The sequence below is a fragment of the Anabaena sp. WA102 genome, assembly GCF_001277295.1.
GTDB lineage: Bacteria > Cyanobacteriota > Cyanobacteriia > Cyanobacteriales > Nostocaceae > Dolichospermum > Dolichospermum heterosporum.
Genome location: NZ_CP011456.1, coordinates 2,148,924 through 2,163,550 on the forward strand (window position 1 = coordinate 2,148,924; position 14,627 = coordinate 2,163,550).

The 14,627-nt window shown below is 41.1% G+C and carries 1 protein-coding gene (only partly in view); it reads right to left on the reverse strand.

Annotated elements, in window-relative coordinates:
• On the reverse strand, positions 1-14,627 hold the final stretch of the coding sequence (locus AA650_RS09510) for a DUF4347 domain-containing protein (RefSeq protein ID WP_053538825.1). Its footprint extends 22,657 nt past the window's final position; only the last 14,627 of its 37,284 coding nucleotides appear in the window; its start codon lies beyond the right edge, outside the window; it ends in the stop codon at positions 1-3.

Here is a 14,627-nt window from a genome sequence, read left to right on the forward strand (position 1 = left end):
TTATGACTTCGACTTTTTGATAACATTAGTACCAAGACCAGCATTAATCACATCAATACCGTCGCCATAGTAAATCGTATCATTACCAGAACCAGTGGTAATTCTGTCATTACCAGAGCCAGTAGTGACAGTATTATTGCCATCACCAGCATTAACAGTATTATTACCATTACCAGCATCAATTATATCATTACCACTTCCAGAAGTGATACTGTCAATACCAGAACCAGTCTTGATATTATTAGCACCATTGCCGACATTAATATTATTGTCACCATTGCCAGCAATAATAACATCATCACCGCTACCAGTAAAGATATCATCACGTCCATCACCACCAGTAATATTTTTATTACCATCCCCAGTCGTGATGTAGTTGTAACCATTACCAGCGAAGATTATATCCTTACCAATATCAGTGGTAATTCTATCATTACCAGCCCCAGTAGTAATCTCATTATCGCCATTGCCAGCATTAATCGTATTGTTGCCATCACCAGCTTGAATGATGTCCTTGTCATTGCCAGATGTGATGGTATCACTACCAGCACCAGTAGTAATTGTGTTTAGTCCATTACCAGCATTGATGATGTTATCACCCCCGAAGGCGTAGATCACGTCATTACCTGAGCCTGTAGTGATTGTATCGTTGCCACTACCACCGTAAATGGTGTTATTACCGTCACCAGCATTAATGATGTTAGTCCCTTCACCAGCATAGATAATGTCATCACCTGCGCCAGTAGTAATCGTATCATTACCATCTTCACCATAGAGTTCATCGTTGCCTGCTCCACCTAAAATCGTGTCATTGCCGGCACCGCCGTAAATCCGGTTCTTGACTGTATTACCTGTCAATTCGTCGTTATAGGAACTACCAATTAAATTTTCAATGTTGGTGAGGCTGTCGGTATTGGCAAAGCCATCAGTAGCAATGCCAGTGGTGAGGTTAGCAATTACTGCTAGTGGGTCGCGGCGGTAGCTGACGGTATCAGTGCCTTCGTTGCCTTCTAAGCTGTCATTGCCCGCGTTACCAATGAGAATGTCGTCTCCGGCCAAACCTTCTATTTTGTTATTAAGGGCATTACCAATGAGGATATCGTTATAGTTTGAACCGGTGATGTTTTCAAAGTTGGCTAGTTGGTCAAGGTTGCCAAAGCTGTCTTGGGCTGTGTTAGCGGCTATGTTAAAAACTGGTTCTAGGTTGGTAACCAGTGGTGTGGACTGGGTGAGTGAGGTAAAGGTGATACCATCCGTACCTTGATAGCCTTTGGTGCTATCTATATTGACGATTACGCCACTGGTAGAGCTTTGGTAACTCATGCGGTCTGTTCCTGCACCACCATCAATAAAGTCAGATCCTTCATCACCGCTTAATACATCGTCTCCGGCTTCTCCGTAGAGGCTGTCATTTCCTGCTTGACCATAGATTGTGTCGTTACCATCCCCTCCTCTGAGAATATCGTTGTCTGTTCCTGTACCAGAGATGAAGGTGATCAAGGAGTTCCAAACACCGTTGAAGATGCGACGGATGCGGGCGTTACCTCCTGTGATTAGGTCGTTGCCTTTACCTGTGGTGATGTTGTCATCACCTATGCCACCTACTACTACTTTTTGGGCATTGTCTAGGGCTTGTACTGTGTCGTTACCACCGTTGTTGGGGTTAATGGAGGTGATATCGTAGCCGTCGCTGGTGACGGTGAGGTCGGCTTCGTCGCCGAAGATGACATCGCTGTCGTTGTTGCCCCTGTTACCTGGTGTAGCGTTTGTAATTGTGTCGCTGCCAGCCCCACCGATGACTAGGTTTTCTAATCCTCCATTCAATTGGATGATATCTTGACCACCGCTACCGTTATCAGTGCTAGTAATTTGAGTGAGGTTCCCGGCACTGAATTTGGCTATACCGTTGTCTCCTAGAAGAATGTTACGGTTTGTGCCGTTGTTGGTCGTAATGGTGTCGGTTCCTGCGCCTGCGAGGACTGTATTTTTGCCACTGTTTAGTGTAATGGTGTCGTTGCCATTACCACTGTTACTGGTAATTTGACTCAGCCAACTATCTGTGTATTGGATGGTGGCTTCATCTCCTACTAGGATTGTGTGGGTGTTGGTAGATTGCTGAACTGTGAGGTTGTCATTTCCGATTCCCCCGACTACGACTAGCTGATTCAAGCCGTTGATGTTTGTTACTTGCAGGTTATCGTTACCAGCACCACCGTTAATTATGACTAAGTTACTGACATTGGCAGTGGTACTATTAATGGTGAAATTGTCTGCACCTGAACCTAAGTTAATATTCAGAGTTTCCGCATTGCTGTAGGTAATACTTCCAGCCATATCTAAACCAGTCACATTGGTGCTGGTTAATATGCCTGTATTATTGTCGGTATCACTAGAATCATTAACAGTGATGGTATCAATTCCAGCATCCCCACTAATTATTAATGAAGCAGCAATATTATCTACCGTGTTGCTGTCGTTAGAAATCTGGATATTATCGTTTTCTGTACCAGTGGAGACGTTGGTTGCACCACTAATAGTCTTAATGCGAACTGTATCAGCACCTGCATTAGTATTCAGATTGGTTTGTCCAGTGCGGGTGCTGTTAATGGTGAAGTTGTCTGCACCTGAACCTAAGTTAATATTCAGAGTTTCCGCATTGCTGTAGGTAATACTTCCAGCCATATCTAAACCAGTCACATTGGTGCTGGTTAATATGCCTGTATTATTGTTGGTATCACTAGAATCATTAACAGTGATGGTATCAGTCCCAGCATCCCCACTAATTGTTAATAAAGCAGCAATATTATCTACCGTGTTGCTGTCGTTAGAAATCTGGATATTATCGTTTTCTGTACCAGTGGAAACGTTGGTTGCACCACTAATAGTCTTAATGCGGATTGTATCTGCACCTGCGTTGGTATTCAGGGTGGTTTGTCCAGTGTGGGTACTATTAATGGTGAAGTTGTCTGCAACTGAACCTAAGTTAATATTCAGAGTTTCCGCATTGCTGTAGGTGATACTTCCAGCCATATCTAAACCAGTCACACTGGTGTTAGTTAATATGCCTATATTAGCGGTGGTATCTCCAGAATCACTAACAGTGATGGTATCAGTCCCAGCATCCCCACTAATTGTTAATGAAGCAGCAATATTATCTACCGTGCTGCTGTCGTTATAAATCTGGATATTATCGTTTTCTATACCCAAACTTACTGTTGTTGCACCACTAATAGTCTTAATGCGGACTGTATCAGCACCCGCATTAGTATTCAGATTGGTTTGATTTGTGTGGGTACTGTTAATGGTGAAGTTGTCTGCAATTGAACCTAAGTTAATATTCAGAGTTTCCGCATTGCTGTAGGTAATACTTCCAGCCATATCTAAACCAGTCACATTGGTGCTGGTTAATATGCCTGTATTAGCGGTGGTATCTCCAGAATCACTAACAGTGATGATATCAGTCCCAGCATCTCCACTTATGGTCAGTGCTGCGGCAATGTTATTAACTGTGTTGTTGTCGTCGCCAACTGTGATGGTATCGTTTTCTGTACCAGTGGAAAGGTTGGTTGCACCACTGATGGTCTTAATGCGGACTGTATCAGCACCTGCATTAGTATTCAAATTGGTTTGTCTAGTGTGGGTACTGTTAATGGTGAAGTTGTCTGCACCTGAACCTAAGTTAATATTCAGAGTTTCCGCATTGCTGTAGGTAATACTTCCAGCCATATCTAAACCAGTCACATTGGTGCTGGTTAATATGCCTGTATTATTGTTGGTATCACTAGAATCATTAACAGTGATGGTATCAGTTCCAGCATCCCCACTAATTGTTAATGAAGCAGCAATATTATCTACCGTGCTGCTGTCGTTAGAAATCTGGATATTATCGTTTTCTGTACCAGTGGAGACGTTGGTTGCACCACTGATGGTCTTAATGCGAACTGTATCAGCACCTGCATTAGTATTCAAATTGGTTTGTCTAGTGTGGGTACTGTTAATGGTGAAGTTGTCTGCACCTAAACCTAAGTTAATATTCAGAGTTTCCGCATTGCTGTAGGTAATACTTCCAGCCATATCTAAACCAGTCACATTGGTGTTAGTTAATATGCCTGTATTATCGTTGGTATCTCCAGAATCACTAACAGTGATGGTATCAGTTCCAGCATCCCCACTAATTATTAATGAAGCAGCAATATTATCTACCGTGTTGCTGTCGTTAGAAATCTGGATATTATCGTCTTCTGTACCAGTGGAGACGTTGGTTGCACCACTAATAGTCTTAATGCGAACTGTATCTGCACCTGCATTAGTATTCAAATTGGTTTGATTTGTGTGGGTGCTGTTAATGGTGAAGTTGTCTGCACCTGAACCCAGATTAATATTCAGAGTTTCCGCATTGCTGTAGGTAATACTTCCAGCCATATCTAAACCAGTCACATTGGTGCTGGTTAATATGCCTGTATTATTGTTGGTATCACTAGAATCATTAACAGTGATGGTATCAGTTCCCCCATCCCCACTAATTGTTAATGAAGCAGCAATAGTATCTACCGTGTTGCTGTCGTTAGAAATCTGGATATTATCGTTTTCTGTACCAGTGGAGACGTTGGTTGCACCACTAATAGTCTTAATGCGAACTGTATCAGCACCTGCATTAGTATTCAGATTGGTTTGTCCAGTCTGGGTACTATTAATGGTGAAGTCGTCTGCACCTGAACCTAAGTTAATATTCAGAGTTTCCGCATTGCTGTAGGTAATACTTCCAGCCATATCTAAACCAGTCACATTGGTGCTGGTTAATACACCTGTATTGTCGTTGGTATCACTAGAATCATTAACAGTGATGGTATCAGTCCCAGCATCCCCACTAATTGTTAATAAAGCAGCAATATCATCTACCGTGTTGCTGTCGTTAGAAATCTGGATATTATCGTCTTCTGTACCCGAACTTACTGTTGTTGCGGCATCAATAGACTTGATGCGAATGCTATCTTGTCCAGCAACAGTATCAATGTTAGTCGTAGCGCGAGTTGCATTGACCCTTAGGTTATCATTACCATCGCCACTGTTAACTGATAATATACCACTCGCGTCATTAATCGTTACCGTATCAGCACCCGCATTAGTATTCAGATTGGTTTGATTTGTGTGGGTACTGTTAATGGTGAATTCGTCTGCACCTGAACCTAAGTTAATATTCAGAATTTCCGCATTGCTGTAGGTAATACTTCCAGCCATATCTAAACCAGTCACATTGGTGTTAGTTAATATGCCTGTATTAGCGTTGGTATCACTAGAATCATTAACAGTGATGGTATCAGTCTCAGCATCCCCACTAATTGTTAATAAAGCAGCAATATTATCTACCGTGTTGCTGTCGTTATAAATCTGGATATTATCGTTTCCTGTACCAGTGGAAACGTTGGTTGCACCACTAATAGTCTTAATGCGGACTGTATCAGCACCCGCATTAGTATTCAGATTGGTTTGTCCAGTTTGGGTACTGTTAATGGTGAAGTTGTCTGCACCTGAACCTAAGTTAATATTCAGAGTTTCCGCATTGCTGTAGGTAATACTTCCCGCCATATCTAAACCAGTCACATTGGTGCTGGTTAATATACCTGTATTATTGTTGGTATCACTAGAATCATTAACAGTGATGGTATCAGTCCCAGCATCCCCACTAATTGTTAATGAAGCAGCAATATTATCTACCGTGTTGCTGTCGTTATAAATCTGGATATTATCGTCTTCTGTACCTGAACTTACTGTTGTTGCGGCATCAATAGACTTAATGCGAATGCTATCTTGTCCAGCAACAGTATCAATGTTAGTCGTAGCGCGAGTTGCATTGACCCTTAGGTTATCATTACCATCGCCACTGTTAACTGATAATATACCACTCGCGTCATTAATCGTTACCGTATCAGCACCCGCATTAGTATTCAGATTGGTTTGATTTGTGTGGGTACTGTTAATGGTGAATTCGTCTGCACCTGAACCTAAGTTAATATTCAGAATTTCCGCATTGCTGTAGGTAATACTTCCAGCCATATCTAAACCAGTCACATTGGTGCTGGTTAATATGCCTGTATTATCGTTGGTATCTCCAGAATCACTAACAGTGATGGTATCAGTTCCAGCATCCCCACTAATTATTAATGAAGCAGCAATATTATCTACCGTGTTGCTGTCGTTAGAAATCTGGATATTATCGTCTTCTGTACCAGTGGAGACGTTGGTTGCACCACTAATAGTCTTAATGCGAACTGTATCTGCACCTGCATTAGTATTCAAATTGGTTTGATTTGTGTGGGTGCTGTTAATGGTGAAGTTGTCTGCACCTGAACCCAGATTAATATTCAGAGTTTCCGCATTGCTGTAGGTAATACTTCCAGCCATATCTAAACCAGTCACATTGGTGCTGGTTAATATGCCTGTATTATTGTTGGTATCACTAGAATCATTAACAGTGATGGTATCAGTTCCCCCATCCCCACTAATTGTTAATGAAGCAGCAATAGTATCTACCGTGTTGCTGTCGTTAGAAATCTGGATATTATCGTCTTCTGTACCAGTGGAAACGTTTGTTGCACCACTGATGGTCTTAATGCGGACTGTATCAGCACCTGCATTAGTATTCAGGTTGGTTTGTCCAGTCTGGGTACTGTTAATGGTGAAGTTGTCTGCACCTGAACCTAAGTTAATATTCAGAGTTTCCGCATTGCTGTAGGTAATACTTCCAGCCATATCTAACCCAGTCACATTGGTGCTGGTTAATATGCCTGTATTATCGTTGGTATTACTAGAATCATTAACAGTGATGGTATCAGTCCCAGCATCTCCACTAATTGTTAATAAAGCAGCAATATTATCTACCGTGTTGCTGTCGTTATAAATCTGGATATTATCGTCTTCTGTACCCAAACTTACTGTTGTTGCGGCATCAATAGACTTAATGCGAATGCTATCTTGTCCAGCAACAGTATCAATGTTAGTCGTAGCGCGAGTTGCATTGACCCTTAGGTTATCATTACCATCGCCACTGTTAACTGATAATATACCACTCGCGTCATTAATCGTTACCGTATCAGCACCCGCATTAGTATTCAGATTGGTTTGATTTGTGTGGGTACTGTTAATGGTGAATTCGTCTGCACCTGAACCCAGATTGATATTCAGAGTTTCCGCATTGCTGTAGGTAATACTTCCAGCCATATCTAAACCAGTCACATTGGTGCTGGTTAATATGCCTGTATTATTGTCGGTATCACTAGAATCATTAACAGTGATGGTATCAGTCTCAGCATCCCCACTAATTGTTAATAAAGCAGCAATATCATCTACCGTGTTGCTGTCGTTAGAAATCTGGATATTATCGTCTTCTGTACCAGTGGAAACGTTGGTTGCACCACTAATAGTCTTAATGCGGACTGTATCAGCACCCGCATTAGTATTCAGATTGGTTTGTCCAGTTTGGGTGCTGTTAATGGTGAAGTTGTCTGCACCTGAACCCAGATTAATATTCAGAGTTTCCGCATTGCTGTAGGTAATACTTCCAGCCATATCTAAACCAGTCACATTGGTGCTGGTTAATATGCCTGTATTATTGTTGGTATCACTAGAATCATTAACAGTGATGGTATCAGTTCCCCCATCCCCACTAATTGTTAATGAAGCAGCAATAGTATCTACCGTGTTGCTGTCGTTAGAAATCTGGATATTATCGTCTTCTGTACCAGTGGAAACGTTTGTTGCACCACTGATGGTCTTAATGCGGACTGTATCAGCACCTGCATTAGTATTCAGGTTGGTTTGTCCAGTCTGGGTACTGTTAATGGTGAAGTTGTCTGCACCTGAACCTAAGTTAATATTCAGAGTTTCCGCATTGCTGTAGGTAATACTTCCAGCCATATCTAACCCAGTCACATTGGTGCTGGTTAATATGCCTGTATTATCGTTGGTATTACTAGAATCATTAACAGTGATGGTATCAGTCCCAGCATCTCCACTAATTGTTAATAAAGCAGCAATATTATCTACCGTGTTGCTGTCGTTATAAATCTGGATATTATCGTCTTCTGTACCCAAACTTACTGTTGTTGCGGCATCAATAGACTTAATGCGAATGCTATCTTGTCCAGCAACAGTATCAATGTTAGTCGTAGCGCGAGTTGCATTGACCCTTAGGTTATCATTACCATCGCCACTGTTAACTGATAATATACCACTCGCGTCATTAATCGTTACCGTATCAGCACCCGCATTAGTATTCAGATTGGTTTGATTTGTGTGGGTACTGTTAATGGTGAATTCGTCTGCACCTGAACCCAGATTGATATTCAGAGTTTCCGCATTGCTGTAGGTAATACTTCCAGCCATATCTAAACCAGTCACATTGGTGCTGGTTAATATGCCTGTATTATTGTCGGTATCACTAGAATCATTAACAGTGATGGTATCAGTTCCAGCATCTCCACTAATTGTTAATAAAGCAGCAATATTATCTACCGTGTTGCTGTCGTTATAAATCTGGATATTATCGTCTTCTGTACCCGAACTTACTGTTGTTGCACCACTAATAGTCTTAACGCGGACTGTATCAGCACCCGCTTCTGTATACAAGTTTGTTTGACCTGAATTACTTATGAGAGTGAGTGCATCATTACCACTGCCGGTGTTGAAGTCTAATGTACCAGCAGTAAAGTTATTAGTGAGATTAATAGTATCTGCACCAGAACCGAGTTGAACAGCTAAAGCTTCAATGGTGCTATATTGCAGACGACTACTTAAACCAAATCCGTCAACGTAGGTATTATTTACCGTCACATTTTGGTTATAACCACTGGTATTACTAGAGTAGTCGAGATTTAAGTTATCGCTACCTGCATTACCTTTAATACTGAAGTTTAAGTTACCACCAATATTGCTGACACTGGGATTAATTAAGGTGACAGTATCATTACCAGAGCCTAAGATAATACCGTATTCTTCAAAGTCTTGAGAGTCGAAACCACCACTGGAGATAAAGTTAACTAAATCAATTGTCAGGTTAAGGTTATCTGTGCGGGTGGAATAGTCTTGGCCAATGACATCATAACCAGTATTACCATCAACTACTAAGTTTGCAGTAACGCTTGAATTGGGATTGATCACATCATTACCAGAACCAAATTTAATGTTAATGTCCTGAAATTGACTGTAGTTAATAGTTGCACCCAAACCGACGATTTGGGTTGAACTTACGGTGGCAGAACGACCAACTGTATCGCCACTATTATCAATATTGAGGGCATTTGTGCCACTACCACCATTAACAGTAAATGTTCCTGTCGCGCCACTGTAAGGAGAACTAGAACTGCCTAAATTGATGGTATCGTTATCGTTACCTGTGTTGATGGTTACGCCTGTAGAAGTGATATAACCGTAAATTCCGACTGTACTACCAACGCCCACATCTGTTGTACCTTGGTCTACAGTAATTTGGACTGCACCAGAAGCCTTAATTGAAGCGTTGTTCAGTGTGAAATTGTCTCCTGCGGTTAAAATGATGCTACTACCTTGAATATCGCTGTTAATGGTCAAATCATCGCCACTACTAGCAGATTCTCCTGCATTCAAGGTAATGGTACCAGATGTGATGATACTTCCGCTAATTGTCAAAGGACTATGGGTAGCAATATTAAGATTACCACTGTTCAAACTAACTCCATTAACACTCAATGCACCGTAATTATCCACATACACAGCACCGCTACCACTGGGAACAGTCAGGCTATTAGCAGTCATTTGTAGACTATTGCTACTACTACCAATACCACTACTAGAAGTCAAACTAACAGCATTAGCTTGAATATCTCGTGAGTTGTTACCTCCGAGGATTCCTGTACCTGTGAGAGTCACACTTCCATCAGTTTGAACTTGATTGAGAGTCAGAGTCCCAGTGGAGTCAACTCGGATGTAACCGTTACCCATTGCTGTGGCTGTCAGGTTAGTTGAGTTTGTGTCAATATCAATATTTTTCAGGGCTGTAACTTCAATCGTCCCCGCATTTAAGGTTGTACCCTCAGCCGTGGTGACACTACCACCAATAAGGCTATTGCCATTATAGTAACCCGTAGAACCAACAACCAGTTGAGATGTACTAGGTGAACCATTAAAGACTAAATCAGCACCCATGCTAATTTCCACATAACTAGCAGTAGCTAACATTTGCTGGAAGTTGATATTACCTAAGTCTTTTTGGGCGTTGAGGATGAGGTTAGTTGCAGTGACGTTAAATCTGCTAGTAGTGTTATCCTGTAATTCGCCGACAGGTTGTGCTAATTCAATACTACCGGCTAGCTTACTGACTGTTTTCGCTTTCAGGTTCAAGCCATTACTAACTGCGGTAAAGAAGATTTGTACGTCAGTATAATTAGGGTTTTGTGCGACTACATTATAGTCAGACTCGGTAGTATAGATAATTTTATTAACAGGAACTTGACCTGCTATATTTTCGGTGACAGAGTAAGCATAGTAACCAGAACTATAGTTTCCAGATTGATTGATTTGACGACTATAAACTGTGCTGCTATCGGGAGATTCTTTATAATAAACTCGTTCACTACCATCGAAGACATTATTATTGTCAGTGTCATCGAAGTAAGCATACATACCGCTTTGGGTTTCCCGTTCTTGGGAAGAAATGGTACTTAATACGGCTGCTAAGGTGAGACTATCTTTTTGTGCTTGTGTGAGAGCCGTTAGAGCGGTGTTATAAACAGTAGCTTGGGAAATATCAGCGCTATCGAGATAATAGGTCGTGTTGGTGTAGATATCTCGATACTGATAATAACCTGCATAAGTACCAGAGCTTTGTAAGTTACCTCGTGCCACTAAATTAATGATAGTTTCTCCACCAGGAGTCTTAGCAGTCAGATTAGCAAAGGATTCAGGCGAAATGATGATGTTATCTGAACCTACTTCAAAGGTGAGATCATTTGTCTTGATGATGGGTAGACGCACACCACCTTCGCCATTAAGGGTGAGGTTAATAGCATCTAGGGTAATGGTTGAGTCAATATCTAAGGTTTGGGTAGCTTGAAGAATTAAAGTATTGGCGCTCAGGGTTTTATCGCTACCAGCAGGATCAATGACCAAATCATCTTGTTTACTGACTAATTGGATAGTTCCTGAGCTAGTGGGAACGCTTAAACCAGAGTTAGTGCTTAACGTGCCTAAATTGGATAGATAAATACTACCTGCGTTAGATGTCATACTCGGCACATTTAAGGTGCGATTCGCGCCCGATGCTAATTTACCGATACCTTCAATGTTGATAGTTCCATCAGCAGTGGCGGTAATTTCCGATAAATCAACTTCTAACAAACCAATATCACTACCTGTAGCTGTGGCGGTAAGGTTAGCTTTAACAGCGACTAATTCAGCAATATTATCATTAGAGTTGAGTGCAAGTATGTCACCGCCATTATTCGCAGTCAGGTTAATCTGACTGTAGGAGATTAAGTTACCGCTACCGTCGTAATCACTATAAACTCCAGCGTCTATCTTGCCAATGGTCATGTTACCAGAGGAAGTTAAATTGAAGGTATGCGCCTGAGAGTTGGTAGTTGATTGAACTAAGGTTGCAGTTAATGTCCCGCTATTGTTGAGGGTAAAGTTACCATTGCCAACTTGACCGGCAGTGAGGTTAAGATTACCAATGTTGTCAATATCTACGTTACCTGTGCCACCAACTTCAAAGCTGAGGTTGCTAACTTGGATGTAAAGAAGATCAACAGTACCAGCAGAATTAATATCTAAGCTATTGGCACTAATCCGGTTAGTATTATTGCGAGTGATGCTACCTGCGGAGAGAGTCATGGAAGTACCCGCAGATAAATCCAAGGCTGTATCAAGATCCAGAGTTAATGCACCGTTGGTTGTGATGTTGAGAAGATCAGCCGCTTTGAGTTTATCAACAGTAACAGTATCACCAGCCGTAATATTAATGTCGTTACCTGAACCTAACGCAGTGACATTTAATAACCGAATCCCGTTCACAGAATCAATGTCAATATTACCGTTAGCTGTGGTAATTGTGGCTTGAACATCGGTAGTTGATTTCCGATCTACAACTAGGTCAATATTGCCGTTACTGCTGTTAGTCACATTCAAAGTTGTGGCTGTCAGGTTAGCACTAATACCAGATTTAGCATTGAGGTTCATGGTAGTAGCACTAATTAAACCATTTTGAATTACTCCATTAGTAACCAAATAGTTGTTAATGCTGCCCTGAGATGCAGTTAAATTGAGGGTTCCGGTAGTTAATAAACCAGAAGGTAAGTCAATCTTATTACCCGATGTTGTTCCCCCAGTTAAGGTAATATTGCCGTTTGTCCCTGTGGCGATATAAGTATTAACATCACCTGTGATATTACCGTTACCTCCATTATTACCAGCCAAACCAGTAATTCCATTACCTGCATTCAGTATGCCCTTAATAATGAGGTCATTACCTGCATTTAATTGGATTTGAGTTCCAGATGTAGCCGTTGTTCCGGCATTAATTGCACCGGCAAAGTTGATGTCACCGGTGGATGAGGTACTGGTGATAGTAACTTTACCAGTATTGTTAATCGCATATAATTCGCTGGAATCAAGGACGGAAACACTTGTACCTGTAACATTCAGGTCATTTTTGGCATAAATATAGCTAGGTGCAGCTAAGGTATTACTTGTATTGCTGCCTGTGGGGAGTTTACCTTGGATATTAACTTGACCCAAACTGCTGATATTAATGTTACCTGTTGTCCCGTTAGCGGCCAGTTTACCTGTGATGCTGATGTTACCTGTGGCATCAATGGTAATACCGTTAGCTGCACTAATAGAGTCACCAGCAAATTGACCGTAAGCCGTTTGGTCATTTGAGGTTTGACGTTCTGTTACCCAAATGGTTTGATTTTCTGTAATGTTATCAGTACGCCATTTAGTCTGGGTGTCTATGGAAACGCTCTTGACTTGAATATCACGAGTTTCGTAACGGGGACGGTTATCGTAAATATCTTGGGTATTTGTTACCCACTGCCAAGAAGTTTGTAACCGGGTGTCATAAATGGGTTTGTAAACAGATTCCCAATTGTATTTATAGTCATTAAATGTTTCAGACTTATCGCTAGTTTTCCTCCAGGATGAATTGACATCAATGGAATAAGATAGTTTTCCCCAACTACTGTCCCAACTAGTACTACTGGAAACCTCGCGACTATAAGAAGTGGTGCTTTGGGGAATAGTCACAATATTACTGTCATAGGTACCAATAATAGTGTCATTACTACTGACAACCCAATTACCATCACCATCATCTTCACGGAATTCCCAGAATAACCGGTAAGTGGCATTATATTTTAGATCTGACTTGGATATGAGTATATCATTAAGATTATCCGTACGGGACGAATCGTTCCATGTCCACTGTTTAAAATTCTCTTCACTGTTAATTTTTGCCCAAACTCGATACCAAGGTTCTTCAGAATTTCTCTCTGTATTAACATCAAATTGAATCTGGGTGACTTTAATACCTACGTCAAAAAGTTTTTCCTCAATTTGACCCACTAACTGTGTGTATGTTGCAACTTGATTTCTGTTATTAATTAGACGAGTAGTAGAGACATATTCTGTGGGTGCAGAGATCACAACACCATTTATATCATTATTATTAACTGAACTCTGAACTCTCCAAGCAGGATACTGCAATGTCTGTGCTACATTACCACCTGTCCTACCGTCATTAATAGAATACAAACGTTTACCATTGCTATCATAACTAACTCCCCAGCGAACTACCGTCGTATTATCATTGTCAATACCACGGTCATAAGTATTAGTATACGCTCCAAATGCTGAGGTAAGTTGATCATAATAAACAGTAGCTTGATCCCAGTAATAACCTACATACTCACCAGTAGGAGTTGTGCCGCCAGTTTGTGACACCCATGTTTGTGAAGGTGAATATGTTCCCGTACTCAATTCATTAAAGTTATTTTTGTTGCTGTCATTTAATAGTTTCGCTTCACCTTGAGAAACGACTCGAAGTAATGCGGGTAAATCGCCAGCAATTCCCACTGGTACACGGATATATTTATCACTCCAACCATCAACGTTAATCTTGATAATTGTAGTAGCAACGCTATTATTTGTGGCTGTATTGTAGGAGTTGTAATAACCTGCGGCTGCACTTAGTTGATAGTCACTACCACTGATAAACTCTTTCCGGTAACTTTGTCCGTTAGCGGTTTCCATTGCATAAGATTCATTGGTTTCGGTGAGATTCCAATAAATTTGAGCAGAAGTAGGATTACCGTCTCTTGTAGTTTCACGTTTGGCGTTACTAAAACCAAAATCATAGAGTTTATAGTAACCCAGTGAGGTTAAAAGGGCATTTTTTGCATCATCAGTTAATTCGTTAAAATTCCCTTTGGAAGCGTCATAGTCAACTCCAGCTACAAACCATTCTTTTTCTGTATTGGTAGTAGGATTCCAGTAACTATCTTGACTCAGAGTGGTATCCATCGTGAAGAATTCATTACCAACTCTGACGCTATCTGTACCGACTTGTTCTGTGAAAGTGCTGGGTATCCAGTTAA